This is a genomic window from Achromobacter sp. JCM 18799 (assembly GCF_055395645.1).
In genome coordinates this window covers 898,814-922,846 of the sequence record NZ_AP043866.1, presented here as the reverse complement: position 1 = coordinate 922,846, position 24,033 = coordinate 898,814, and the positions used below count along the sequence as shown (strand labels likewise).

Sequence of the window (24,033 nt, the reverse complement as noted above, 5' to 3'; positions counted from 1 at the left end):
CGATAGCGCGACGCAGCCCGTACACCGGCGCGCCTTTTCAGGAGTTTCGATGGAAGTTTCCTTGAGTGGCAGAATCGGCGGCCCCGAGGCCGGCGTCGCCTGGCTTGCCGGCATCGTCCAGCTTCGGCCGACGCTGAAGTCCGCCCTGGCGGACCTTTCAGTCGCCGGCCTGCGGACCATCGACATCGAGCTGTGGATCGGCGGCAGCATCACCGACTACGGACCCGAAGGCTTTTCTTCCAGCGCCAGGTACTACGCGAAGAAGGAGTCCTTGCTGCTTGCCATCTCCGTGCCCAAGGCGGTGGCGGCGGCCTCCCCGCAAGAGCGTCCGGAACAAGCCCTGCAGGGCTGGCTGGCCGACGGCTTCACTTCCGCCAAACTCCCGCGCAGTGCCCAAAAGCTGCCTTTTGCACTCATTGCAGAGACGGTTCGCTCATCCTTGGGCATCACCCGGCAGTGACGGAAACCGCCTGGAAATGAAAAAGCCCGCCTAGGCGGGCTTTTTCGTGCAGCGCAAGCGCCTCAGAGCATGTGCGCCAGGAACTCGCGGCTGCGCGCCTCTTGCGGAGCGCGGAAAAAGTCCGCCGAGGGCGCTTCCTCGATGATGCGGCCTTCGTCCATGAAGATGACCCGGTGCGCGACTTCGCGCGCAAAGCCCATTTCATGGGTGACGACCAGCATGGTCATGCGCTCGTCGGCCAGCTGCTTCATGGTGCGCAGCACTTCGCCGGTCAGCTCCGGGTCCAGCGCCGAGGTGGGTTCGTCGAACAACATGATGTCCGGTTCCATGGCCAGCGCGCGGGCGATCGCCACACGCTGCTTCTGGCCGCCGGACAGGCGCGTCGGGTAGTTGTCGCGCTTGGCCAGCAGGCCCACCTTGCGCAGCAGCTCTTCCGCCTTGGGCACGATCTGGGCGCGGGTCATGCCCTTGACGGTGATGGGCGCCTCGATGATGTTCTGCAGCACGGTCATGTGCGGGAACAGGTTGAACGACTGGAACACCATGCCCATCTTGCGGCAGATGCGGCGCACGTCAGCGTCGCTGGCGTACTGGCTGCGTCCGCCCGGCACGGCGCGGGCCATGGCCTCGCCTTCGACCTCGATGCTGCCCTCGTCGATGGTTTCCAGGTGGTTCAGGCAGCGCAGGAAGGTGCTCTTGCCGGAGCCGGACGGGCCGATCACCGCGACCACTTCACCCTGGCCCAGGCTGAGCGATACCCGGTCCAGCACGCGGTTGGGGCCGAACGACTTGATGATTTCGCGGGCCTCGATCATGACGGGACGCGCGGACGGAGAATTACTGGTCATATTTGGCATAGCGCTTTTCCATGTGCTGGAAGAACCACGTCAGGATCAGCGTCATGATGAGATAGAAGGCGGCGGCGACCAGGAACGGCGTGGTCGTGAAATCGCGCTGCACGATGCCGCGCGCCGTGCGCAGGATGTCGTTGAGCGCCAGCACGTAGATGAGCGAGGTGTCCTTGACCAGGGTGATGGTCTCGTTGCTCATGGGCGGCAGCACCCGCTGCACCATCTGCGGCAGCACGATGCGGCGCAGGGTCTGCAGATAGGTCATGCCCAGGACCTTGCTGCCCTCGTACTGGCCGCGGTCCACCGACTGGATGCCGGCGCGGAAGATCTCGGCGAAATAGGCCGCGTAGTTCAGCGCGAAGGCCACCACGGCGGCCGGAAAGTCCGGCAGGCGGATCCCGATCACCGGCACGAACGGCAGCGCGAAGTAGATGAACAGCATCTGCAGCATCAGCGGCGTGCCGCGCATGAGCCAGATATAGCCGTTGACCAGGCTGCTGGCCAGGCGCCATTTGGAGATCCGCACCAGCGCCAGCACCAGGCCCAGCGGGACGGCCAGCGCCAGCGTGATGAAAAACAGCGTCAGGGTGACTTTCGCGCCTTGCGCCAATGGCCCCAATAGGGAGAGAACGTAGTCCATGCAGTGGGTTCGCGCCGTCAGCGTCGGTGGACGCCGGGGCTGGATCGATTCATGAGTAAGCCCGCCTGGCGCCTTGGCGCCGCGGCGGGCTGCGAAATACAGGCCGGGACGCCCGCGCCGAATGGCCGCGGACGCCGCCCGCCCCTTACTTGATGATGTTGGCGCCGAACCACTGGGTGGCGATGCGGCCGGCGGTGCCGTCCTGCTTCATCGAATCCAGGGTCTTGTCCAGCTTGCCCAGCAGCTCGGTGTCGTCCTTGCGCACGCCGACGCCGTAGTCTTCGGTGCCGAAGTTCTCGTCCAGCACGCGGTATTCGCCGGCGCGCTTGCTGATCAGGTAGCGGCCCACCACTTCGTCCACCACGATGGCGTCCAGGCGGCCGGCGGCCAGGCCCATCAGCGCGGTGACGTTGTCGCCGAACTTCTTCACTTCCTTGATCTGAGCCGCGACCGGGTCCTTGGCGATGGCGTCGGTGGCGCTGCTGCCGTCCTGGGCGCCCACGACCTTGCCGGCCAGGTCAGCCTTGGCCTTCACGGGCGAGGCGTTGCCGACGATGATGATCTGGTGGTTGGCCATATAGGGCGCGGTGAAGCTGATGTTCTTCTTGCGCTCTTCGGTGATGGTCAGGCCGTTCCACAGCACGTCGACGCGCTTGCCGTTGAGTTCGGCTTCCTTGGCGCTCCAGTCGATGGGCTTGAACTCCACTTCCAGGCCCAGGCGCTTGCTGGCTTCCTTGGCCATGTCGATGTCGAAACCGACGATCTGGTTGTTCGAATCGCGGAAACCCATGGGCGGGAAGTTGTCATCCAGGCCGACCACGACCTTCTTGGCGGCGGCAGGCGCCTGCGCGCCGGCGGCGGGCGCATTGTCGCTGGGGCCGCAAGCCGTGAGCAGCGCGGTGGCGGAAGCGAGGAGTACAGCTGTCAGTTTTTTCATCGTTATGGATGCGCCGGGCGCAAGAATGAAGAATGCCGGAATGGCCAGTCAAAAAGCCGCGAGCCGGTATTTTATCCTCTTGCGGGAGCGCAATCCGTCCCCTGGGGCGACATTGCCCCCCAACCCGCCCCGGACGCCGCCCGCGCGGCGCCCGGACGCCCTGCTCTTCAATCCGGCTTGATCCCGGCCGACTTGATCAGGGTTTCATAGCGGCCGGCCTCTTCCTTCATGGCAGCCAGCGTGGCCTGGGGCGTGGAGCCGCGCACCAGCAGGCCGCGCGCTTCGTAGGTCTGGCGAAACGCTGGATCCGCCGTGACCGCCGTCACCGCCTGGTTGATCCGCGCCACCAGCGCATCCGGCGTCTTGCCCGGGGCGAACAGGGTAAAGACCGTGGACGGAATGCTGCCGGCCTTGCCGCCCGCCTCCTGCAGCGTCGGCACGTCGGGCATCATGGCGGCCCGCTGCGAGGCGCCGGCGACCAGCACGCGGATCTTGCCGGCCTTGTACTGTTCCGACACCGCCAGGCCGCCCGCCATGACGCTGTCCACGTCGCCCGCCATGGTCGCTGTCATGGCCGGCGCCACGCCCTTGAACGGCACATAGGTGAACTGCACGCCCTCGGCGCTGGCCAGCATGGCCATGCCCAGATGGTTCACATGGCCCTGGCCGCCGGTGCCGACGTTGATGCGCTGCGGATTGGCCCGGGCGTAGTCGATGAATTCCTTGTAGGTCTTGGCCGGAAAGGCATTGCTGACCGCCACGTACAGCTGGACCTGGCCCAGGTCGGTGACGGGCTTGAAATCTTCCTGCCAACGGTACGGCACCTTGGCATATAGAAAGGGATTGGTCTCCAGCGCCAGCCGGTCCACCATCAGCAGGGTATTGCCGTCGCCCGCCGCCTTGGCGACGTAGTCGCTGCCGATGATGGCGTTGGCGCCGGGGCGGTTCTCCACCACCACGGTCTTGCCGCTCTCCTTGAAGAGGCGGTTGCCCAGGTCGCGCGCCAGCACGTCGGGTTCGGTGCCGGGCGGATACGGCACCACGATCTTCACGGTGTCCGACGGCCAGGACTGGGCCGCGGCCTGGGTAGCTGGCAATAGCGCCAGCGCGGCCCACAAGACGGGTTGCAAACAACAACGGTACGGCGATCCCATGGTACTTCCCCTTGTATATGTCGTTTCCCGGAAGCGTCCGGCGACTGAGTTGCCGCTCCGAGCCAGGACGAACCCGGGCGGCTGGAAATCCAGATCAGGACCGGTCCGCTTCACCAGCGGCCGATCAGAATGCCCATCATCCGTTCGTGCGCATGCGTGCGCTCGCGTACTTCCTCGTCGGTTTCGGTGGCGCGGCGCTTGAGGCCTTCGTGCCAGTCCAGCAGTGCGGAACGCATCCGTGCCGCCACCGGCGCCATGCCCGGATCGGCGCCCAGGTCATGCAGTTCGCCGGGGTCGTCGCGCAGGTCGAACAGTTGCGCGGGATAGCCCTGCCAATGCAAGTATTTGTAGCGCTCGTCGCGGACCATGAGACCGGTGCACTCGCGCTCACCACGTCCCAGGAACAGGCGCGCCTCGCGGTAGGCGTAGTCCAGGCTGCCCACCACGTACTCGCGCGCGGGCGGAGCGGACTCCGACACGCCGCGGATGCCCGGCAGCAGCGAGCGGCCCTCGATGCGGTGCTCTTGCCCCGGCAGCGCCAGCGCCTCCAGCACCGTGGGGACGATGTCTATGCATTCGACGAAGGCTTCGCTGCGCGTGCCGCGGGTCGCGTCGGCGGCGGGCGCCGGGTCATGGACCAGGCAAGGCACGCGCATCGCGCTCTCGTAGAAGTACTCCTTTTCGCCCAGCCAGTGGTCGCCCAGGTGGTCGCCGTGGTCGGAGGTGAAGAGGATCAGCGTGTCCTTCAGCCTGCCGCTGCTCTCCAGGTAGTCCAGCAGCCGGCCGACCTGGTCGTCGATCTGCTTGACCAGCCCCATGTAGACCGGCCGTATGCTGCGCCAGACCTCGTCGCGGGCGAAGGACTCCGACTCTTCCAGCCGCTGGTAGGCGCCATGCACCGGATGCGGACGTTCGCGTTCCGCCTGCGAGCGTACCGGCGGCGCACAGTCTTGCGCGCCGTACATGGCGTGGTAAGGCGCCGGCGCCTTGTACGGCCAGTGCGGCTTGATGTAGGAAAGATGCAGCGCCCAGGGCTGGTCGCCCCGCCCCTGCATGAAATCCAGCGCGCGGTCCGTGAGATAGGCCGTCTCGGAGTCCGCCGCGTCCACGCGGGCAGGCAGCGGCGCGTTGCGCATCAGCCAGCCGCTGGCGATGCTGCCGTCGGCGGCCTGGCTGCCCACCACGTAGTCTTCCCAGGGCCGTTCGCTGTCGTAGCCGCGTTCGCGCAGGTAGCGGCGGTAAGGGCTGTCCTTGGCCAATTCGAAATGGCCGTCGTAGCGCTCGATGGGCACGAAGCCGCCTTGCAGGAAACGCTGTTCGTCCTCGGCCGAATAGCCTTTGCCCCGCAATCCGGCGCGATCGGGCACGAAATGCGTCTTGCCCAGCAGGTGCAGCGGCAGGCCGGCCTGGGCCAGGTATTCACCCAGGCACCATTCGTCCACCGGATGCGGCACGCGGTTCCAGGTGACGCGGTGCGACAGCGGATAGCGGCCGGTGTAGTAGGACGCGCGCGACGGGCCGCAGACCGCGGACGTCACGTAGGCCCGGTCGTACTGCACTCCCATGCGCGCCAGCCGGTCGATGTGGGGCGTGCGCAGGGCGCCGGCTCCGCCATAACAGGACAGGTGGTCCGCGCGCAGCTGGTCGCACATGATGAACAGCACGTTGCGGACCGGGCCGTTCCCGGATTGGACAGGCGCGTTCATGGCTGCGCTCCGTTCAGCATGGCCCCGGGCGCATGTGCCGGGCTGCTTGCCTGCGCCGCGGGCTGGCTTGTGGCCTGGGCGGCGCCCGGCACGAAGCGGGCGGCGTAGCGGCCCAGGGCATCGGCCGCGTCCTCGCGCCGGCCCAGCGCCGCGACGTAACGGTCCGGACGCACCAGCACCCAGTCGGCGCGGGTGCGCTGGAACCAGAAATGCAGCGCGTTTTCCGTGTCCTGCAGCACGGACAAGGCCCCGGCCTGCAGCTCGTCGGGATCGCAGCCGCTACGCGCGCGCTGCGCCGCCACGTAGCGGCAGCCCAGCTTGTCGAGCTGCGTGCGCAGGGCCGGCGGCAGCCCGGCGCGCGGATCGCGGCGCCAGCCTATCAGGGCGAAGCCCGCGCCCAGCGCTTCATCCAGGCGCAGCGTGGCGCCGTCCTCGCCTTCCACCAGCGGCTGGATGAACATGCGGCCGATGCACTCGCGCTGCGTCCTGTCGGCGCTGTCGCCTACCACACCGCTGCTGTAGCGCGGCATGGGCTTGAACTTCATCTGCAGCACATAGTCGCGGATTTTCGGAATGTTCCGGATCGACAGGAAGAACGTGTCGCGCAGCGCCGCCAGCACGGGATTGGTCTGCGACAGCACGGCGCCGAACATGTCGGCCAGCGAAATCATGGCGCGGGCATGGCTGTGGCGTTCGTCGTGGTAGCTCTGCAAGGCGGCCGGGTCCAGGCGGCCCTGCACGATCCAGGCCACCTTCCAGGCCAGGTTGAAGGCGTCGCGCAGGCCGGCGTTCAGGCCCTGGCCGATCCAGGGCGGAGTCAGGTGCGCGGCGTCGCCCGCCAGGCAGACCCGGCCCGAGACGAAGCTGCGCGCCACCCGCGAATTGTGCGTATAGACCCGTGCGCGAATGACGTTGAGCCTGGTCGGATCGGCGACGTGGTGGCGCAGCAGTTCCTGCACCTTTTCGGGCTGCAGCATCTGCTCGCCGTCCTCTCCGGGAAACAGCATGAACTCCCAACGCCGCAGGCCGTAAGGCAGGCGCAGGCAGACATAGGGGCGGCGCGGCTCGCAATGCAGCGCCGTGTAGGGCGCGTCGAGGGGGTCCTGGTCGCATTCGATGACTACCCATTTGCGCGGATGCGTGTTGCCGTCGAAGGGCAATTGCAGGATGCGCTCGCGCACCGTGCTGCGCCCGCCGTCGGCGGCCAGCAGGTATTGGGTGCGGATCTCGCGCTCGGCGCCCTTGGCATCGCGCACCCGCACAGAGACGCCGCGCTCGTCCTGCGTCAGCGACAGCAGCTCGGTGCCGAGTTCCAGCGCCACATGGGGAAAGCGCCGCAGCCCGGCGCGCAGGGTGCGCTCGCCCAGCGGCTGCGAAAACAGGTTGCGGCGATACCAGCCGAACTCACGCGTGGCCGGCAGGATCTCGGCGAAGCAACGCTTGGTCCGCGTGTACATGCGCATGGGCACGTTCTGGATCATGTCGCGCAGCATCTCATCGGCCAGGCCCGCGCTCTGGAACGTGCGCATGGCCTCGTCATCCAGGCCCACCGCGCGCGGATAGTCCAACACGTCCTGGTTGCGTTCCAGCACCAGCGTTTCCACGCCATAGCTGCCCAGCAGATTGGCCAGCGTCACGCCGACCGGCCCGGCGCCCACCACCAGCACCGGCACTTCTACGATATGCGCCATCTCGGCTCTCCCTTGGATTCTTGTCTTGTGCCTGGCGGGTTGCGCCTTGGGCTCGCCTCAGGCGCGCCGCAGGAACCCGCCGACGGCCTGCTCGAAGGCGGCCGGCCGGTCGTCGTGGATGTAATGGCCGGCGCCTTCGATCTCGACCCATTCCACGTTCGGGTTGCGCGCCGCCATGTCGCGGGCGGTCTGGGCCTGCAGGTAGTCCGAGCGCCCGCCGCGCACGACCAGGGTCGGACAGCTCAGCGCCTGGACCTGCGGCCACAGGTCCACCACGCGCGCCGGATCGGGATCAAGCCGGGTCGCGGCGATGCCCGCATGGTCGTGGCGCCAGGTCCAGCCGCCCGCCCCGTCCTCCTTCAGCATGTGGCGCAGCCGTTCCTCGCGGGCGGCTTCGGTCACGCTGGGCCGCAGCGCGCGCAGGTACTCGCGCGCCGCGGTGATGTCGGGAAAGGATTCGGGCGTTTCGCGCAGTTCGCGCTGGATGCGCGCCGCGCCCGCGCTGCCTTCGAAGGCGGCGGGTCCCGCATCCTCGACGATCAGGCGCCGCACGCGCTGCGGATGGCGGGCGGCAAAGACGATGGCGGCGATGCCGCCCATCGAATGTCCCAGCAGATCGAAGCGGTCCAGGCCCAGCGCGTCGGCCACGCTCGCCAGGTCGTCGACGTAGGCGTCGGTGTAGTAGTTGCGCCCCGGATCCCAGCTGCTGGCGCCGCGGCCGCGCTGGTCATAGGCCAGGACACGGAAGTCCGGCTGCAAGGCCTGCGCGATGCCGGCGAAGGTCTCGGCGTAGCCCCGGATGCCGTGCAGCATGAAGAGCGGACGCCCTGCCTGGGGGCCCCACTCGGTCAGGTGCAGGGTCATGCCGTTGACGGCGATGTCGGTGTCGCGGCGTTGCATGTGCGCTTCCTTTCAGCAGAGTCCGTCTTTGCCCTGGATTTCGCTGGCCGGGATGCCGCCCAGGCGCGCATGCAGGCGGCCGCGGGTGGCGAAGGCGAAGGCGATCAGCACTTCGTCGCGGTTGGGCGCGTCGCCGAACAGTGCCGTCACGCTGTCGTAGTGGGAACGGACATAGAGCGCGTCCTTGTGCGCCAGCGGAATGTCGATGACGGTGCCGGGGCCGCCGCGCTTGCCGGTGGAAGGCACCCAGGCCTTGCCGCCGCCAAGCGCTGCTCGCACGGGCTCGGCGAAGATGGTGGTCAGGAGCGCGTTGCCGTGCTCGTACTCGCCCTCGGTGCCCACCACGCAGGCCTTGCCGTAGCTTTCCAGCGGTTGGCCGCCAGCCGCGGCGATGATGCGCCGGCCGAATTCCTCGCCCAGCATGCCCGAGGGTTCGACGTAGCCCGACAGGTCGCGCTCGAAGCGCCCCGCGTAGGGGTTGTGCAGCGCGGCCGCGATGACGATCTTGCGCAGCGGCTCGCCGTCGGCGGGTTCGCCGGTTTCGGTAGCCAGGGTGTCGTCGATCTGCAAATACCACTTGCGGATGCGGTAGGGACCGAAATTGCTGTTGCTCATGGATGCTCCAGGAAATGTGGAATCAGTAAGGGATGCGCCGCGCGGGCGGTCAAAGCGGGTCCAGCGTCATGGGGACGCTGGGTGCGTTGTGGTCGTGCAGAACCTGCTTGCCCTCTTCGTCGCCGTGCACGGTTTCGCAGAAGAACTCGAAGCGGTGGCCGTCCGGGTCGGTGAAGTACAGGCCGTAGCCGACCTTGTGGTCGGTGATCTTCACCACGTCCACGCCCTTGGCCAGCAACATGCCGTAGAGGCGGCGCAGTTCGTCCACGTCGCCCTCGATCTCCAGGCCGTAGTGCTGCATGTTGACGGGGCCGCGGGCGGGCTCGCCCTCGGCCGCGCGGATCAGGGCGATGTCGTGGTGCTTGCGCCCGAAGGACAGGAACACCCATTGCTCGCCCCGCGCGGTCTCCTGCATGCCGAGCACGGATTCGTACCAGGGCGCCGACGCGAACGGGTCGCGTACGAACAGGGCCAGGTGGGTGCGCGCGATGCGCGGCCGGCGGTCTGCCGGCGCTAGCGTGGTGTTGGTGGACATGGCGGTCTCGGGCGGGTTGTCAGTTGATGGACTGGGGATGCGCGGTCACGGGCGCGGCATACGGCGTCCAGGCCACGGCGGTGATTTCGCTGAAGTCGCGCCATTCCTTGAACCAGCTGCGGCCGCCGTCGGTGGAACGGAACAGATGGCCGTACTTGGTGCCGGCGAAAGCCAGCCGCGGGTCGGCGGCGTGCACGCCGAAGGCCCAGAAGGTGGAATTGGGCGGCGTGTGCAGCAGCGCCGGCTGCCAGTTGCGGCCGCGGTCGGACGAACGGTAGATCCTGCTGCGCGTGCCGGGCGTGCCGTCGCCGATGGCCAGCAACAGCGTGTCGGGATCGTTCGGCAACGCCTGCACCGTGCGGGTGTAGTACATGCCGTCAAAGCGCGACTTGGATGCCACGCCGTCCCAGCGCCGGCCGTCGTCCTCGCTGAGGTAGACGGAGTTCACGGTCAGCGCCATGGCGGTCTTGGGCGCGGCGGCGGTGGCCGGCAGGACAGCTACGCAATGGATGTCGGGGTTGGCGATGGCATCGGCGTTGCCCTCCTCGTCCTCGCGCGACCAGGTGTCGCCGCCATCGCGGCTGCGCCACAGCCCGCCTTCCTCGACCCCGAACCAGACCTCGCGGCCGTCGTCCGGATCCACGCAGACCGACAGGATGCGCGGGCGGTTCACGCCGCGGCAGAATTCCGGCAGTTCAGGCGACAGGCGTTGCCAGCTGGCGCCGCCATCCTCCGAACGGAACATCGCTGCGCGCGAAGGCGCGCCGGTGCCCGCATACATGCGTCGCGGGTCTGTCGGGTCGATCGCCATGGCCCAGACAGTCATGCCGTTCATGGGGCTGTCCACCCGGGTGAAATGCGCGCCGCCGTCGGTGCTGACGCACATGCCGGCGTCGGCGCCAGCGAACACTCGGCGCGGATCGGCCGGGTCCACGGCCAGGCTGCGCACCGTGCCGTCGAACTCGATGGCTTCCTTCAGCCCCAGGCGGTGCCAGGTGGCGCCGTCGTCCACGCTGCGCAGTATTCCTTGGCCGGCCGTGCCGACCAGTATCGTGCCTTGCATATCCAGACTCCCCGAATGAGGTTCAGCGGTTCAAAGAAAGATGCCGCGCGTGATGCCGCCGTCCACCCCCAGCGATTCGCCGGTGATGGCGCCCGCCCGCGGCGACGCCAGGAACAGCACCGCGTCGGCGATCTCGGCCGGCTGCAGCACCCGGCGTATCGGCGTGGCCTTGGCATAGTTGGCCTCGACCTGGGCGGCCGTCAGCCCCTGCTTGGCGGCTTCCTTTTCATACAGTTCATGGATGTGGGGCGTCTCGACCACGCCCGGATGGATCACGTTGACCGTGATGCCATGCGGACCCAGCTGGTCCGACAAGGTCTTGGTCAGGTGGCAGATCGCCACGTTGCGCATGCCCGAGAGCTGCTTGCTGCCACGCCCGGTCAGCCCGCCGATGTTGACGATGCGGCCAAAGCCGCCCTGGCGCATGTGCGGCGCGGCCGCCTTGGCGCAGCGCATGTAGCCCACCACCTTGATGTTGATGTCTTCCAGCAGGCCCTCGGGATCCGCCTCGTCGATCTCGCTGCGCACCAGCCCGCCGGGATGGGCCGCGCCGTTGACCAGGATGTCGATGCGGCCGAAGTGTTCGGCCACGCGCTGCATCATGGCGTTGACCTGGGCCGTGTCCGACACGTCGGCCGCCACGCCCAGCACTTCCACGCCCGTGGCGCGGGTGATATCGGCCGCCACCTCGTCCAGCTGCGCCTGGCGGCGCGCCACGATGGCCACGCGCACGCCTTCGGCCGCCAGCGCTTCGGTCACCGCCCGCCCGATGCCCAGGCTGCCGCCCGTGACCACCGCGACCTTCCCCTTGAGTTGCAAGTCCATGTTTTGATGCTCCTTATATATAGCGGCGCCTACAGCGCCATCTCGATCAGGACCGGTCCTGGCTGGCGCAGCGCGGATTCCAGCTGCGCGGCCAGTTCTTCCGACGTCGCGGCGCGGCTGGCCTGCACCCCATAGCTGGACGCCAACCCCACCCAGTCGATGCGCGGGCGGTCCAGCGCAGTCAGTTCGGCGGCGCGCTCGCCCAGCACGGCGTTGCCGCGGCGCAGCTCGTTGCGCAGGATGGCGTACTCGTGGTTGGCGGCGATCAGCACCGTGACCGGCAGGTTTTCATGCGCCAGCGACCACAGCGCCTGGATCGTGTATTGGGTGCTGCCGTCGGACAGCACGGCCACCACGCGGCGTTCCGGACAGGCGATGGCGGCGCCCATGGCGACCGGCAAGCCCTGGCCGATGGCGCCGCCGGTATTGGTCAGCACGGTGTGCGGCGCGGCGCCGGCGGACGCGGCATACAGCGGATAACCGCAGGTGCCGCCCTCGACCGAGACGATGGCGTCGTTGGGCAAGGCCCGGGCCACCACGGCCGCGATGGATTGCGGCGTCAGGGCGCCCGGCGCCGGTTCGCGCAACGGTGCGGCGGCGGGTTCGAAAGCCGGCGCGCCCGCCAATTCGGCCAGCGCCTCCAGGCGCGAGGCGGCGTCCTGGCCAGGCGCCGCCAGCTCCAGCAGGCGTTCCGCCGGCACCAGACGGCTGGGATGGCCGGCATAGCCGAAGTACGTCACGGGCGGCAGCGCCCCCACCAGCACCACCAGGTCGGCGGCGTCGAGCGCGGCGCGAGCGGGTTCCGGGAAATACGGCAGGCGGTCGAAGTCCGGCAAGCCCCGGCCGCGCTCCGATCTGGCGGGAAAGGTCTCGGCGTATGCCTTGCCACCCAGGGCGGCGCACAGGCGCGCGGCCGCAATCTGCGCGCGGCGTCCCAGGCCGCTGGCCGGGCCGCCCCCACCCAGCAGGAACAGCGGCTTTTGCGCGCGGCTCAGGCGCTGCCATGCGGCGGCGGCGTCGAAGGTCTCAGGTCCGGCAGCGGGCTGGACAGCCGCCTCCGGGGAATCCGCCGCGACGCTTTCAGCCTGGAAGTCAGCGGGAAAGATCAGCGTCGCGCCCTGCCCGCCATCAGCCAGGCTGGCCTGCACGGCGGCGCGCGCGGCGCCCGCCGCGTCCTGCGCGGACGCGATCCGTTGCACCCAGCCGGACACGGGACGCGCCAGCGATTCGATGTCCGAGGTCAGGGGCGCGTCGCATTCCAGGTGCCAACTGGCGTGGTCGCCGATGATGTTGACGATGGGAGTGCGGGCGCGGCGCGCGTTGTGCAGATTGGCGATGCCATTGGCGAAGCCCGGCCCCAGATGCAACAGGGTCGCGGCCGGCTTGCTGCTCAGCCGGCCGTAGCCGTCGGCCGCGCCAGTGCAGACGTTCTCCTGCAGGCCGACGACGCAGCGCATGCCGCGCACCTCCTCCATCGCACGCACCAGGTCCAGCTCGGTGGTGCCGGGATTGGCGAAACAGACTTCCACGCCCTGCTTGCGCAGAGCCTCCAGCAAGGCACTAGCTCCGGTCATGATTACCGCCTCCTTTTTTTGCTACTTTATCGTAATTTGATAAATGTGCAATTTCTTTTGGCGGATTGATGTCTGATAATTTATTAGAATTATCTATTTGATAGATCTGCAGGAAAGTCCTATACACACGCGTGCGCGCCGCGCGCGGTGGGGCGATTTGCCAATACGCGCCCCTTGGTGCACCCTCGCAGCACGTCTGCCTTCCCACGCCTCACACACATGAACAGTCTTCGCCGCATGCTCGATGTCCTGGACCTCTTTCAGCCCGACCGGCCGGTCCTGGACGTAGACGCCATCTGCCAGTTGCAGGGCTACGCGCCCGCCACCGCCTACCGCTACGTGCGCGAGCTGTGCGCCTGCGGCTTGCTGGTGCGTCTGCCCGCCGGCTACGCGCTGGGCCCGCGCATCATTGCCCTGGACCTGCAGATGCGGGAGTACGACCCCATGCTGACGGTCAGCCGCGACCTGATCGAGGAACTGTCCGGCCAGACCGGGCTGGACGTGCTGCTCAGCGCGCGCTACGACGACAAGGTGATCAACGTGCACCAGCAGGCGGGCCGCAATACCCAGGCCCTCAACTTCGGCCGTGGCCGGCACATGCCGCTGCTGCGCAGCGCGACCGCCCGCGTGATCCTGGCCAATCTGGGGCCGCGCCAGCTACGCCGCGTCTACGACGAGCACGCCGATGCGTCCGACATGCAGCGGCTGGGCCAGGACTGGAAGTCTTTCTCCCGAGCCATGCTGCAAGTGCGCAAGGCCGGCTATTGCATCTCGTCAGGCGAACTGGATTCCGGCAAGACCGGGATCGCCGCGCCGATCTTCGATGAAGAGAACCATGTGCTGGGCAGCATCACGCTCATCGGCATGCAGGATGCCTTCGCGGCCTTCCGCGAGGACTACCTGGCCGGCCTGATCTGCCGCGCCGCCACCGAGATCACCCGGCGCATCGCGCAGGCGCCGACCAAGCTGCCGCAAGCGGCCTGATCCACGCCCCCAGTTCCAGGTTCACGCATGACACCCGCCATCCGTATCGGTCCCCTCGTCTTTCCCTCGGACCTGCTGGTCCTCATCGTTGCCGCCGCCGTCGGGCTGCTGGCCGCCAGGATATTCACCCGCAAGCTACAGCCCCGGCCCGATACGGGCGCGGTGCTCTGGCGGGCGTTGATCATCGGCCTGGTGGTCGCCCGGCTGGGCTTCGTCTGGCAGTACCAGGCGCACTTCATCGAGAATCCGCTCCGGATCCTGGACCTGCGCGATGGCGGCTGGGCCGGGATGGCCGGGCTTGCCGCGGCGTGGCTCTACGCGCTGTACGCGGCCTTGCGCCGCCGGGCGCCGCGGCCCCCGCTGCTGGGCGCGCTGGCGTTGGCCAGCGCGATCTGGATAGGCGGCGGCCGCTGGCTGGCGCCCACGCCGCAGGCTCAGCCCGAACTGGCCGCGCTGGCCTTGCGCCAGTTGGACGGCGCACCCGCGGCGCTGGCGACCTACCAGGGCAAGCCCACCGTCATCAATCTGTGGGCGAGCTGGTGCCCGCCCTGCCGCCGCGAAATGCCCGCCTTCGCCGCGGCGCAAGCGGCGCATCCCAATGTGAATTTTGTCTTCCTGAACCAGGCCGAAGCGCCGCCGGACGTCACGGCGTTCCTGGCGCAACACGCGCCGACGCTGCGCAACGTGCTGCTCGACCCCGCAGGCGCGGCCTCGCGCCAGATGAGCAACCGCGGCCTGCCCGCCACGCTGTTCCTGGATGCCCGGGGACGGTTGGTCGACCTGCGCGTGGGCGAGCTGTCGGCGGCCTCGCTGGCCCAGCGCCTGGAGGCGATCCAGGCGCCGGCCAGCGGCGATTGACCCGAGAGCGCTTCAGGACCGCGGCCCGGCCGCAAGGCGGGCCCAAGGCAAGGGCCGCCCGTCCGTATCGCGTTCGAATAGCGACAGGAGCTGGCCTGCATGGGTGGGCGGTTCTTCCAACCGGACGACCAGGACCGGTCCCTCGGGCAGCGCCCGGACCGTGGCAATGACTGCGGCGGGCGCACCGTCCCGCGACGGCAACTCGGTCCAGGCCAGCAACTCCGCCTGCTCCACCGCCGCCGCGCGCGCCTGTCCATGGCCGCAAGCCGGGCACCACAGCCGCACGGGATAGACCAGATGGCCGCAGCTGCTGCATAGGCTGACGTTGACGCTCATGCTTCCTCCCGCGCCAGCACAGCGGCGTTGGCGCACATGCCATAGCGCAGCTGCACCATGCCGTAGCCGGTAGCCACGCCGTGGCGCGCGCCGCGCACCTGCCGTTCCCCTGCCTGCCCCAGCAATTGGCGCGCCACTTCGACCAGGCCATGCATGCCGCCAGCGGTGCCCGCCTGCCCGGCGGACAGTTGGCCGCCCGCGGTGTTGACGGGCAAGTCACGCGAGGCCAGGCGGCGCGCGATGAAGCCAGGCAAGTCATCCACGCTGGCGACGCCCAGATCGCACAGCTGCGCCAGCGCCATGGCGGGATAGTCGTCATACACGCTGAGCACATCCATGTCTTGCGGCCCCAGGCCCGCGCGCTGCCAGAGCGCCGGCGCAAACGCCGCGATGCCGGTCTGCAGCCCGTCCCCTTCCTGCTGGTCGCCGTTATAGCGGGCATCGCTGGCCAGCAGCCGCACGCTGATTCCCGCCGGACGCGCGCTCAGCACCAACGCGCAAGCGCCGCTGACCACCGGCACGCAATCCAGGCGTCCCAGCGGCGGCGCGACCATGGGCGCGGCCAGGTACTGCGCCAGGCTCATGGGCTCGCGATACGCCGCGTTGGAATTGCCGGCCGCCCATTGCCGCTGCGCGACACACAGCGCGCCATAGTCTTCCCGGGCAAGGCCGGTATGCGCCATCTGCCGCTGCGTGAGCATGGCGAACAAGGGATTCGGCCCCTCGCAACCCAGCGGGCTGAGATAGTCCTGCGCGCTGCGGTTGTAGCCCCGCACCAGCCCCGCGAAATCGGCGCCCGTGAAATGGTCTCCCGCGACCAGCACGATGGTCTCGGCCTGCCCTGCTTGCAACGCCAGCCAGGCCTGGCGCAACAGATTGATGGCGCTGGCGCCGCCCATCTCGTCCTGCATGCACCAGTTCAGCCGCAGTCCCAGACGCCACGCCAGATCGATCGCGCGGTCGGGGCGCAACGTGAATGAAGCCACGCCCAGTCCGTCCACATCGCCGGGCTCCAACCCTGCGCCGCGCAGCGCCTGCGCGATCGCCTCGGCCATCAGGCCGGCCGTGCTGGTCCCCGGGCCGGGATGGCGCAACGAAGGCGTTTCGCCCACGCCAACGATGCCCGGGCCGCGCGCCGCGCTCATGCCGATTCCTGCCGCGGCGGTTCGCGCGTCAGCAATAAGGTCAACACCGTGACCGCGGCCATGCCCACCAGGAACCACGCCACCGGGGTCGCCGATTCATACTTGCGCAGCAGCGCCATGGCGATCAGCGGCGACAGACCGCCGGCGAAAACAGAAGCCAGTTCATGCCCCAGCGCCAGTCCGGTGTAGCGGACCTCCGCGGGAAACAGTTCGGCGAAATACGCCGGCTGGGTGCCGATCATCGCGGCGTGGCAGACCGTGTTGCCCAGGAAAAAGGCCAGGAATATCCATACCGGCTCCTTCGTCTGCACCAGCCAGAAGAACGGGAAGGCCACCAGCACCAGCCCGGCCGAACCGATCAGGTACACCGTGCGCCGCCCGATGCGGTCGGACAGGTGGCCGAACCAGACCAGCGTGCCCAGCTCGATGAACATCGACACCAGCACGCCGCCCAGCATGACGTCGTTGGGAATGCCCAGGAACTTGCCATAGGCCAGCGCGAACGCCAGGAAGATGTACGACCCGCCGTTCTCGGCCACGCGCAGGCCCATCGCGGTAAACACCTGGCGCGGGTAACGGCGGAACACTTCGACTGCCGGCATGCCGCGCTTGGCGGCCTTGGCGGCTTGCACGAACTCATCGCTTTCCGGGATGTGCTTGCGGATGTACAAACCCACGCCGAAGATCAGCACGCTAAGCAGGAACGGCAGGCGCCAGCCCCAGCTCATGAAGGCTTCCTGCGGCAACTGCTGCGCCAGCATGAAGACGCCCGAGGACAGCACGAAGCCGCCCGCCACGCCCAGTTGGCTGAAGGAAGAGAAGTAGCCGCGGCGCTTGCCTCCGACCGCCTCGCTGATCAGCAGCACGCCGCCGCCCCATTCCCCGCCCGCGGCCGCGCCTTGCAGGATGCGCAGCACCACCATGGCCACCGGCGCCCAGAAGCCGACCTGGTCATAGGTGGGCAACAGCCCGATCAGGAAGGTCGCGGCGCCCATCAGGCCCAGAGTCCATTCCAGCGCCAGCTTGCGGCCGTAGCGGTCGCCGATATGGCCGAAGATCACTCCGCCCAGCGGCCGCGCCAGGAAGCCGACCGCAAAGCCGGCAAACGCCCCCATGGTGCCCAGCAGCGGGTCGGTGCCCTTGGGAAAGAACAGTTCGCCAAACACCAGCGCCGCCGCCGTGCCGTAGATGAAGAAGTCATACCATTCCATCGCGTTGCCCGCGACGGACGCCATCACCACGCGCCGCGTGCGCTTTCTGCGCGCATCGTCGCCAGCGGCCGCGGCCGCCCCCTTGTATGCCATCGTCATTGCCGCCCCTAGTCTGTTTGAATGGATTGATGACGCTCAGCGCGCCACGCGATAACCGACGGCGTCGCGGTCCCAGGCGTCGCCGGTAATGCCCTCATCCCGCAAGCGGAACTTGCGGATCTTGCCGTTCTCGGTGCGCGGCAAATCCTCCAGCACGCGCAGATAGCGCGGCACGGCGAAATACGGCATGCGAGGCTGGCAGAAGTCCAGCAGCGCCTCGGGCGCGATGGCCTGCCCGGTCTTGTAGACCAGCGCCGCCATGACCTCGTCTTCCGCCAGATCGGAACGCACCGCATAGACCGCCGCGGCAGCCACCGCCGGATGCGCCAGCAGCACCTGCTCCACCTCGTACGAGGAAATGTTCTCGCCGCGCCGGCGGATGGCATCCTTCGTGCGGTCCAGGAAGCGGAAATAGCCGTCCGCATCGCGAACCACCCGGTCGCCCGTGTGGAACCAGAGGTTGCGCCAGGCTTCCACCGTCTTGTCATCCATGCCGAAATAGCCCGTGGCGATGGCGTATGGCACATGTGCGCGCAGCAGCAATTCGCCCGGCGTGCCGTCGGGCACCGCCGCGTCGTGCTCGTCGGCCGCCATCGCGTCGAACTCAGGCGCGGCCCGTCCCATCGTGCCGGGGCGTTGCTCGGCCAGCGTGCCGCCCAGCGCGAAATTGGTTTCGGTGGAGCCGTAGCCTTCCAGCAGCGCAATGCCGGTACGTTCGGCGAACGCCGCATGGAAGCGTTCGGGCACCCCAGGCGCCAGCGCGATCCGCGCGCGCTGGCGCCGTTCGGCTGTGGCAGGCGGCTGCGCCAAAAGCATGGGCACCATGGCGCCCAGCAGATAGGTCACCGTGGCGCCCGTGGCCTCGAGCCGGTCGAAATAGCGGCTGGCCGAGAAACGCTCGTCGCAGACGATGGTCGCGCCCGTGACCAGGGCCTGGAAGCAGGCGTTCAGCGCATTGGTGTGAAAGAGCGGCAGGCTCGTGTAGAGCACGTCGCTCTCGACGATTTCCAGGTTGCGCGCGGCGATCCTGCCCCACCAATAGAACTGCGCATGAGGACAGCACACGCCCTTGGACAGGCCTGACGTGCCCGAGGTGTACAGGATGGCCAGCGTATCTCCCGGCCCAAGGTCGGCCGCCGGCGGGAGCGGCGTGTCCGGCGCGGGAGGAGGCGGACACGCGTGCACCGGCAGCGCGTCGGCATTGCCGTCCAGCAGCCAAATGCGGTTCAAGGCCAGGGGCTGCATGTTCAGTGCGGCCAGCGCCGGACAGGACGCGGCGTCGGCCACCAGCAAACGGCAACCGCTGTTGGCCAGGATGTGCTGCAACTGCATGCCGCGCGACGCGGTGTTGATAGGCACCACCACCGCCCCCAGCCAGCCGCAGCCCAGCACGATGGACAGGAACTCATGCCGGTTGCCGGCCATCAGCCCGACCCGGTCGCCCCGGGCGATCCCGGCTTGGGCCAGACGCGCGGCCCAGGCCGCCGCATGCCCGGGAGCATCGCCGTAACGCAGCGCGCCGCCCGGCGCCTGCACCCATGTGCGCTCGCCCCATCGGGCGCCCTGCTCCAGCAACAACGACGGCAGTGTCAACGCATGCATGGCGGTGCTTCCCCTTTGTTGCGGCCCTCGGCAAGCGTTGCCCCAGCCTTATGAAATTAGTCTAGGAATCAACTATTTATATGTCAAATTTATGGATATTATTTATCTTATAAATCAAGCTGATATGAGAGGCATGCGTGGATTTTGATCTCAACCTCATGCGGGTTTTCCTGACCGTGCTGCAGGAGCGCAGCGTCACGCGCGCGGCGCAGCGCCTGAACCTGACGCAGCCCGCCGTGAGCTACGCGCTGGCGCGCCTGCGCGAAAAGTTCGACGATCCCCTGTTCGCGCGCACGGCGTCCGGCATGCAGCCCACGCCGGTCGCGTTTGCCCTGGCCGACCCCATCGAGCGCGGCATGAACAGCTTTGCGGAGGCGGTCAGCCTGCGGCAGCGCTTCGAGCCCGCCAGCAGCACCCGCCGCTTTCGCCTGTCCATGTCCGATATCGGTGAAATGGTGTTCCTGCCGTCGCTGATGGAACGCGTGCACGCCCTGGCGCCGCGCCTGCAGGTGGAAGTATTGGAGATCCCGCTGGAACGGCTGCCGCAGGCTCTTAAAGAAGGCGAGGTCGATCTCGCCATCGGCAACCTGGCCGGGCTGGGCAGCGAAACCTGCCATGCGGAATTGTTCAGCGAACGCTACACCTGCATGGGCAGGCGCGGCCATCCGGTGTTGTCGACGGGCCTGACGCGCAGCCAGTACAAGCGCCTGGACCACATCCTGGTGGCCTCGCGCGCCAGCGCCCACCGCTTGCTGGACGATGTGCTGAGCGAGGCCGGCCTGCCGTGCAGGCCGTATCTGACCTTGCCGCATTTCTCGGCGGCGGCCGAGATCGTGCGGCGCACCGATCTCACCATGACCTTGCCGCTGCGGGCCGCGATCTGGTTCAACCACGACGACGCGTTCCAGATACGCCCGCTGCCGATCGCGCTGCCGCCCCTGTCCGTGACCGTGCATTGGCACGCCCGCTTCGAAAGCGACCCGGGCACCGTCTGGCTGCGCCGCCTGGTGGTGGAAACGCTGGCGGACCCGGCCTGAGCCCGCCCAGGCGCGGCGCTTATCGCATCGCGGCCAGCATCAGGTCCAGGTTCTGCACCGCCGCGCCCGAGGCGCCCTTGCCCAGGTTGTCGAACACCGCCGTCAGCAGTACCTGGCCGTGCTGCGCATTGCCGTAGACGGCCAGGCGCAGGTCGTTGGTGCCGTTGAGCGCCTGCGGATCCAGGTGCGTATGGGCGGCCGCGTCCTGCGGCGCCACGACCTGCACGTGGCGCGCGCCCTTGTAATGCTGCTGCAGGCAGGCGTGCAGGCGCTCCATGTCCACGCCCGCCGGCAGCAGGCGCAGCTGCAGCGGCACGGTCAGGACGATGCCCTGGCGATAGGCGCCATAGGCTGGCACGAACACCGGCCGCTGCGTCAGGCCGGCATGCCGCTCGATCTCGGGCGTGTGCTTGTGCGCCAGGCCCAGGCCGTAGAGCTGGAACGCCGGTCCCGGCGCGCCGTCCGCGGCTTCGTAGGCGTCCACCGCCGCGCGCCCGCCGCCCGAATAGCCGGACACCGCGTGCACCACTACCGGGTAGTCGGCCGGCACCAGCCCCGCCCGCAGCAGCGGACCCAGCAAGGCGACAGCGCCCGTGGGATAGCAGCCGGGGTTGCTGACGCGCCGCGCCTGGGCGATCAGCCCGGACTGTTCCGCGTTCATTTCCGGAAAGCCATAGACCCAACCCGGCGTCGTGCGGTGGGCGGAACTGGCGTCTATCACCCGTACCGCGGGATTGACGATGGACGCGGCGGCCTGCCGCGCCGGTTCGTCCGGCAGGCAGAGGATGGCGATGTCGCAGCCGTTGATCGCCTGCGCGCGGCGTTGCGGATCCTTGCGTTCCGCCTCGGGCAGCGTCAGCAGCCGCAGATCCGTGCGCCCGTGCAGGCGTTCGTGGATCTGCAGGCCGGTGGTGCCCTGGTCGCCGTCGATGAAAACTAGAGGTTGGGTCATGGCGCTTGCGTCCTGGATCAAAGGGGCGCCGGAAGGTTCCGGGCGCGGGACTCCATCATCGGACTGAAAGCCAGATTACAAAAGTCGAATATCATGACTATCCAATTCAGCTTTCCTGAACGAAACCGCCATGCGTGAAATCAGCCTGGACCGCCTGCGCACCCTGGTTGCCATCGCCGACCTGGGCTCGTTCGCCGATGCGGCGCGCGCGCTGCATCTGGCCCCGCCCACCGTCAGCCTGCACGTGGCCGACCTGGAGGCGCGCATCGGCGCGCCGCTGCTCACGCGCAAGCGCGGCCAGGTCCGCGCCACCGCCATCGGCGAAACCCTGCTGGAACGCGCGCGCCGCCTGCTGGCCGATGCCGACCAGGCGCTGGACGACGTACAGCGACAGGTGCAGGGCTTGTCCGGCCGCGTGCGGCTGGGCGCCTCCACCGGCGCCATTGCCCATCTGCTGCCGCAGGCTTTGGAAACGCTGGGGCGCAACCATCCCGGCATCGACGTGCAGGTGGCCGTGCTGACTTCGCAGGAAACCCTGCTGCGCCTGGCCGACGGCTCGCTGGACGTGGGCCTGGTGGCCCTGCCCCAGCCGCCGCTGGAAGGCCTGGTGCTGCGCCCCTGGCGGCGCGACCCGGTCATGGCTTTCCTGCCCGCGGACTGGAAAGCGCCCGCGCGCCTGACGCCGGCCTGGCTGGCCGAACGGCCGCTCATCCTGAACGACGCCAGCACGCGGCTGTCGCGCCTGACGGGTGAATGGTTCGCCGCCGCCGGGCTGAACCCGCGCGCCCGCATCCAGCTGAATTACAACGACGCCATCAAGAGCCTGGTGGCCGCGGGCTACGGCGCCACCCTGTTGCCGCACGAGGCCACCGCGCCGCAGCCGGATCCGCGCATCCAGATGCGCGCGCTGCGGCCGGCCCTTTGGCGTCCGCTGGGTATCGCGCACCGCGCCGGGCAGGTGGAACAAGCCACCCGGCATGTGCTGGACGTGTTGTGGGAGCTGCGCGCCTCACCCGCCCGCTGAGGGCGTGCGGCGGAAGTACGCGGTGCGCTGGCTTTCCTCGCGCAGCCGGCGCGCGCGCGAGCGGAACAGGTCCTTGCGCCCCACGATGCCGACCAGCCGGCCGTTGGCCCGGTCAAGAATCGGTATGCGGCCGGCGCCGGTCAGCGCCATGCGGTCGGCGATCTGGCTGGCCAGTTCCTCGGGATGGCCGTACACCAGGTCGCGGCCTTGCAGCGCTTCCCCCAGCGTGCGCCCGGTCTGCTCGTCGTCGATGGCCCAGGCCAGCGTGTCCGCGCGCGTGACTTCACCCACCACCGCGCCTTCGGCATCCAGCACCGGATAGCTGGTGTGCACCGGCTGCGCCGTCGTGAAATGCGCGATGGCTTGCGCCACCGTCCAATCGGCCGGCAGCGTCTGGACCGGAGTGGTCATCACCTGGCTGACCCGCAGCAGGTCGAAGGGATCCACGCGGTACTCGCGGCTGATGTGATGGCCGCGCCGCGCGATCTTCTCGGTCAGTATCGAGCGCTTGAGCAGCAGCACCGTCATCCCGTACGCGAACACGCAGGCCGCCAGCACCGGCAGCAGCGCGCCCATGTCGCCGGTCAGCTCCACCGCGAACAGGGTCGCGGTCAGCGGCGCGCGCATGGTGCCGCCCATCATCGCGGCCATGCCCAGCAGCGCCCAGAAGCCCGGATCGGCCTGCGGCAGCAGCGGCGCGGCCAACGCGCCCAGCGCGCCGCCGAATATCAGCAACGGCGCCAGCACGCCGCCCGAGGTTCCCGAACCCAGCGCCACGGACCAGATGATGACCTTGACCGCCAGAAGCAGGAGCACGGCCTGGAACGCCAGATCGCCCGCCAGCAGATGGCGGATGTTGTCGTAGCCCACGCCCAGCGCCGCCGGCTCGATCAGCCCGCCCAGGCCGATCACCAGGCCGCCGAAGGCCGGCCACCACATCCAGTGCAGCGGCAGTTTCTCGAACAGGTCCTCGGCGGCGTAGACCATGGACGTCAGCACGCCCGATCCCAGCCCCGCCAGCACGCCTACGGCCGCGCAGGCCAACAGGTGCGCGGGCGTGAACGGCAGCGACCCCGAATACGCGAATATCGGGCCGCCATCGAGCACGAATGCGCGCGTGGCCGCGGCCACCAGCGCCGCCATCGCCACCGGCAGGAAGCTGCGCGGCTTCCATTCGAACAGCAGCAGCTCGACCGCCAGCAGCACCGCCGCCAAGGGCGTGGCGAAGATCGCCGTCATGCCCGCGGCCGCGCCGGCCACCAGCAGGGTCTTGCGCTCGCCGTCGTCCAGGTGGATGGTCTGCGCCAACAGCGAACCGATGGCGCCGCCCGTCATGATGATCGGGCCTTCGGCGCCGAACGGGCCGCCCGTGCCGATGGAGATGGCGGACGACACCGGCTTCAACACCGCCACCTTGGGCTGGATGCGGCTCTTGCCGATCAGGATGGCTTCCATCGCTTCCGGAATCCCGTGGCCGCGGATCTTCTCCGAACCGTAGCGCGCCATCAGGCCGATGATGAGACAGCCCACGACCGGAATGGCGACGGAAGCCAGGCCCAGGTGGCCGGTCGTGATGGGCTGGTCCTTGAAGGAGAACTGGTGGTGGTAGGCCAGATTGGTGCACAGCGCGATCAGCCGCAGCAAGGCCCAGGCCGCGGCCACGCTGGCCAGGCCGACCGGGATGGCCAGCCCCATGAGCAGGACCACGCGCTTGTCCGTGGTGAAGTCGCCCAGGCGCAGCGCGGCCCGGGCGGAGGAAGAAGTGGGAGGCATGTTCGAAGACGGGAAGAATTGCGCAGGGATTTGCGAAATGTCATATATATCGTATCACGAC

The 24,033-nt window shown here is 68.5% G+C and carries 23 protein-coding genes; 5 read left to right on the top strand and 18 right to left on the bottom strand.

Features of this window, described 5'->3' with window-relative positions; all coding sequences use genetic code 11:
• Positions 1–49: 49 nt before the first annotated feature.
• Complete coding sequence (locus tag ACZ5YA_RS04530) at positions 50–460, top strand: hypothetical protein (RefSeq protein WP_464092090.1); 411 nt, start codon at positions 50–52, stop codon at positions 458–460.
• Positions 461–522: 62 nt separating this feature from the next.
• Here ACZ5YA_RS04530 and ACZ5YA_RS04525 read toward each other — a convergent pair whose 3' ends face one another.
• The 12 genes from ACZ5YA_RS04525 to ACZ5YA_RS04470 all read right to left on the bottom strand — a co-directional run bounded on the left by ACZ5YA_RS04525 (position 523) and on the right by ACZ5YA_RS04470 (position 12,951).
• Positions 523–1,275: an amino acid ABC transporter ATP-binding protein gene (locus tag ACZ5YA_RS04525; protein ID WP_464092827.1), complete on the bottom strand. Its 753-nt coding sequence runs from the start codon at positions 1,273–1,275 to the stop codon at positions 523–525.
• 22 nt (positions 1,276–1,297) lie between these two features.
• Complete coding sequence (locus ACZ5YA_RS04520; protein WP_054454544.1) at positions 1,298–1,951, bottom strand: amino acid ABC transporter permease; 654 nt, start codon at positions 1,949–1,951, stop codon at positions 1,298–1,300.
• Between the two features lie 145 nt (positions 1,952–2,096).
• A complete protein-coding gene (locus ACZ5YA_RS04515; protein ID WP_464092089.1) occupies positions 2,097–2,888 on the bottom strand; it encodes an amino acid ABC transporter substrate-binding protein in 792 nt (263 codons plus the stop codon).
• A gap of 167 nt (positions 2,889–3,055) precedes the next feature.
• Complete coding sequence (locus tag ACZ5YA_RS04510) at positions 3,056–4,018, bottom strand: Bug family tripartite tricarboxylate transporter substrate binding protein (protein ID WP_223283322.1); 963 nt, start codon at positions 4,016–4,018, stop codon at positions 3,056–3,058.
• Between the two features lie 134 nt (positions 4,019–4,152).
• Complete coding sequence (locus tag ACZ5YA_RS04505; protein WP_464092088.1) at positions 4,153–5,748, bottom strand: sulfatase-like hydrolase/transferase; 1,596 nt, start codon at positions 5,746–5,748, stop codon at positions 4,153–4,155.
• Positions 5,745–7,439, bottom strand: a complete 1,695-nt coding sequence (locus tag ACZ5YA_RS04500) for a bifunctional 3-(3-hydroxy-phenyl)propionate/3-hydroxycinnamic acid hydroxylase (RefSeq protein WP_464092087.1) — start codon at positions 7,437–7,439, stop codon at positions 5,745–5,747. The genes ACZ5YA_RS04505 and ACZ5YA_RS04500 overlap by 4 nt, the downstream gene beginning before the upstream one ends.
• Positions 7,440–7,496: 57 nt before the next feature.
• The gene (locus tag ACZ5YA_RS04495; protein WP_306632717.1) at positions 7,497–8,339 is read right to left on the bottom strand and encodes an alpha/beta fold hydrolase; all 843 of its coding nucleotides are present in this window, start codon (positions 8,337–8,339) and stop codon (positions 7,497–7,499) included.
• Between the two features lie 12 nt (positions 8,340–8,351).
• Positions 8,352–8,954, bottom strand: a complete 603-nt coding sequence (locus ACZ5YA_RS04490) for an amino acid synthesis family protein (protein WP_280016515.1) — start codon at positions 8,952–8,954, stop codon at positions 8,352–8,354.
• Positions 8,955–9,003: 49 nt separating this feature from the next.
• Positions 9,004–9,489, bottom strand: a complete 486-nt coding sequence (locus ACZ5YA_RS04485) for a VOC family protein (RefSeq protein ID WP_054454578.1) — start codon at positions 9,487–9,489, stop codon at positions 9,004–9,006.
• 19 nt (positions 9,490–9,508) lie between these two features.
• A complete protein-coding gene (locus ACZ5YA_RS04480; protein ID WP_118931976.1) occupies positions 9,509–10,552 on the bottom strand; it encodes a WD40/YVTN/BNR-like repeat-containing protein in 1,044 nt (347 codons plus the stop codon).
• A 30-nt stretch (positions 10,553–10,582) separates the two neighbouring features.
• Positions 10,583–11,377 (bottom strand): SDR family NAD(P)-dependent oxidoreductase, encoded by a 795-nt coding sequence (locus ACZ5YA_RS04475; RefSeq protein WP_118931975.1) that lies wholly within the window; start codon positions 11,375–11,377, stop codon positions 10,583–10,585.
• 29 nt (positions 11,378–11,406) lie between these two features.
• Positions 11,407–12,951, bottom strand: coding sequence for an acetolactate synthase large subunit (locus ACZ5YA_RS04470; RefSeq protein WP_464092086.1), 1,545 nt, complete (start codon positions 12,949–12,951; stop codon positions 11,407–11,409).
• A 219-nt stretch (positions 12,952–13,170) separates the two neighbouring features.
• Between ACZ5YA_RS04470 and ACZ5YA_RS04465 the strand changes: the two genes are divergently transcribed.
• The gene (locus ACZ5YA_RS04465) at positions 13,171–13,935 is read left to right on the top strand and encodes an IclR family transcriptional regulator (RefSeq protein ID WP_165867793.1); all 765 of its coding nucleotides are present in this window, start codon (positions 13,171–13,173) and stop codon (positions 13,933–13,935) included.
• A gap of 27 nt (positions 13,936–13,962) precedes the next feature.
• Positions 13,963–14,793, top strand: coding sequence for a TlpA family protein disulfide reductase (locus ACZ5YA_RS04460; RefSeq protein WP_464092085.1), 831 nt, complete (start codon positions 13,963–13,965; stop codon positions 14,791–14,793).
• 12 nt (positions 14,794–14,805) lie between these two features.
• On the opposite strand, the gene ACZ5YA_RS04455 is transcribed toward ACZ5YA_RS04460, so the two are convergent.
• The 4 genes from ACZ5YA_RS04455 to ACZ5YA_RS04440 are packed head-to-tail and all read right to left on the bottom strand — an operon-like array spanning position 14,806 to position 19,186.
• The gene (locus ACZ5YA_RS04455; protein ID WP_464092084.1) at positions 14,806–15,129 is read right to left on the bottom strand and encodes a zinc ribbon domain-containing protein; all 324 of its coding nucleotides are present in this window, start codon (positions 15,127–15,129) and stop codon (positions 14,806–14,808) included.
• Entirely contained in the window at positions 15,126–16,274 is a 1,149-nt protein-coding gene (locus ACZ5YA_RS04450) for a thiolase family protein (RefSeq protein ID WP_464092083.1), read from the bottom strand. The genes ACZ5YA_RS04455 and ACZ5YA_RS04450 overlap by 4 nt, the downstream gene beginning before the upstream one ends.
• Positions 16,271–17,584 carry an MFS transporter gene (locus ACZ5YA_RS04445; RefSeq protein WP_464092082.1) on the bottom strand — a complete coding sequence of 438 codons (1,314 nt, stop codon included), beginning with the start codon at positions 17,582–17,584 and terminating at the stop codon, positions 16,271–16,273. Before ACZ5YA_RS04445 ends, ACZ5YA_RS04450 begins: the two co-directional genes overlap by 4 nt.
• A gap of 36 nt (positions 17,585–17,620) precedes the next feature.
• Positions 17,621–19,186 carry an ATP-dependent acyl-CoA ligase gene (locus ACZ5YA_RS04440; RefSeq protein ID WP_464092081.1) on the bottom strand — a complete coding sequence of 522 codons (1,566 nt, stop codon included), beginning with the start codon at positions 19,184–19,186 and terminating at the stop codon, positions 17,621–17,623.
• Between the two features lie 137 nt (positions 19,187–19,323).
• Here ACZ5YA_RS04440 and ACZ5YA_RS04435 point away from each other — a divergent pair, with 137 nt between their 5' ends.
• Positions 19,324–20,223 (top strand): LysR family transcriptional regulator, encoded by a 900-nt coding sequence (locus ACZ5YA_RS04435; RefSeq protein WP_464092080.1) that lies wholly within the window; start codon positions 19,324–19,326, stop codon positions 20,221–20,223.
• Positions 20,224–20,242: 19 nt separating this feature from the next.
• Here ACZ5YA_RS04435 and argC read toward each other — a convergent pair whose 3' ends face one another.
• Positions 20,243–21,175: an N-acetyl-gamma-glutamyl-phosphate reductase gene (gene argC / locus ACZ5YA_RS04430; protein WP_059379801.1), complete on the bottom strand. Its 933-nt coding sequence runs from the start codon at positions 21,173–21,175 to the stop codon at positions 20,243–20,245.
• A gap of 130 nt (positions 21,176–21,305) precedes the next feature.
• Between argC and ACZ5YA_RS04425 the strand changes: the two genes are divergently transcribed.
• On the top strand, positions 21,306–22,199 hold the full coding sequence (locus tag ACZ5YA_RS04425; RefSeq protein ID WP_118931968.1) for a LysR family transcriptional regulator: 894 nt from the start codon (positions 21,306–21,308) through the stop codon (positions 22,197–22,199).
• On the opposite strand, the gene ACZ5YA_RS04420 is transcribed toward ACZ5YA_RS04425, so the two are convergent.
• Positions 22,185–23,972 carry a chloride channel protein gene (locus ACZ5YA_RS04420; protein ID WP_306632727.1) on the bottom strand — a complete coding sequence of 596 codons (1,788 nt, stop codon included), beginning with the start codon at positions 23,970–23,972 and terminating at the stop codon, positions 22,185–22,187. The genes ACZ5YA_RS04425 and ACZ5YA_RS04420 overlap by 15 nt on opposite strands.
• Positions 23,973–24,033: the final 61 nt, after the last annotated feature.

Excerpts from the sequence above, each read along its gene's own strand:
- ACZ5YA_RS04530 (WP_464092090.1), top strand. The coding sequence starts at position 50 with ATGGAAGTTTCCTTGAGTGGCAGAATCGGCGGCCCCGAGGCCGGCGTC.
- ACZ5YA_RS04525 (WP_464092827.1), bottom strand. The coding sequence starts at position 1,275 with ATGATCGAGGCCCGCGAAATCATCAAGTCGTTCGGCCCCAACCGCGTG.
- ACZ5YA_RS04520 (WP_054454544.1), bottom strand. The coding sequence starts at position 1,951 with ATGGACTACGTTCTCTCCCTATTGGGGCCATTGGCGCAAGGCGCGAAA.
- ACZ5YA_RS04515 (WP_464092089.1), bottom strand. The coding sequence starts at position 2,888 with ATGAAAAAACTGACAGCTGTACTCCTCGCTTCCGCCACCGCGCTGCTC.
- ACZ5YA_RS04505 (WP_464092088.1), bottom strand. The coding sequence starts at position 5,748 with ATGAACGCGCCTGTCCAATCCGGGAACGGCCCGGTCCGCAACGTGCTG.
- ACZ5YA_RS04500 (WP_464092087.1), bottom strand. The coding sequence starts at position 7,439 with ATGGCGCATATCGTAGAAGTGCCGGTGCTGGTGGTGGGCGCCGGGCCG.
- ACZ5YA_RS04495 (WP_306632717.1), bottom strand. The coding sequence starts at position 8,339 with ATGCAACGCCGCGACACCGACATCGCCGTCAACGGCATGACCCTGCAC.
- ACZ5YA_RS04490 (WP_280016515.1), bottom strand. The coding sequence starts at position 8,954 with ATGAGCAACAGCAATTTCGGTCCCTACCGCATCCGCAAGTGGTATTTG.
- ACZ5YA_RS04485 (WP_054454578.1), bottom strand. The coding sequence starts at position 9,489 with ATGTCCACCAACACCACGCTAGCGCCGGCAGACCGCCGGCCGCGCATC.
- ACZ5YA_RS04480 (WP_118931976.1), bottom strand. The coding sequence starts at position 10,552 with ATGCAAGGCACGATACTGGTCGGCACGGCCGGCCAAGGAATACTGCGC.
- ACZ5YA_RS04475 (WP_118931975.1), bottom strand. The coding sequence starts at position 11,377 with ATGGACTTGCAACTCAAGGGGAAGGTCGCGGTGGTCACGGGCGGCAGC.
- ACZ5YA_RS04470 (WP_464092086.1), bottom strand. The coding sequence starts at position 12,951 with ATGACCGGAGCTAGTGCCTTGCTGGAGGCTCTGCGCAAGCAGGGCGTG.
- ACZ5YA_RS04465 (WP_165867793.1), top strand. The coding sequence starts at position 13,171 with ATGAACAGTCTTCGCCGCATGCTCGATGTCCTGGACCTCTTTCAGCCC.
- ACZ5YA_RS04460 (WP_464092085.1), top strand. The coding sequence starts at position 13,963 with ATGACACCCGCCATCCGTATCGGTCCCCTCGTCTTTCCCTCGGACCTG.
- ACZ5YA_RS04455 (WP_464092084.1), bottom strand. The coding sequence starts at position 15,129 with ATGAGCGTCAACGTCAGCCTATGCAGCAGCTGCGGCCATCTGGTCTAT.
- ACZ5YA_RS04450 (WP_464092083.1), bottom strand. The coding sequence starts at position 16,274 with ATGAGCGCGGCGCGCGGCCCGGGCATCGTTGGCGTGGGCGAAACGCCT.
- ACZ5YA_RS04445 (WP_464092082.1), bottom strand. The coding sequence starts at position 17,584 with ATGACGATGGCATACAAGGGGGCGGCCGCGGCCGCTGGCGACGATGCG.
- ACZ5YA_RS04440 (WP_464092081.1), bottom strand. The coding sequence starts at position 19,186 with ATGCATGCGTTGACACTGCCGTCGTTGTTGCTGGAGCAGGGCGCCCGA.
- argC (WP_059379801.1), bottom strand. The coding sequence starts at position 21,175 with ATGACCCAACCTCTAGTTTTCATCGACGGCGACCAGGGCACCACCGGC.
- ACZ5YA_RS04425 (WP_118931968.1), top strand. The coding sequence starts at position 21,306 with ATGCGTGAAATCAGCCTGGACCGCCTGCGCACCCTGGTTGCCATCGCC.
- ACZ5YA_RS04420 (WP_306632727.1), bottom strand. The coding sequence starts at position 23,972 with ATGCCTCCCACTTCTTCCTCCGCCCGGGCCGCGCTGCGCCTGGGCGAC.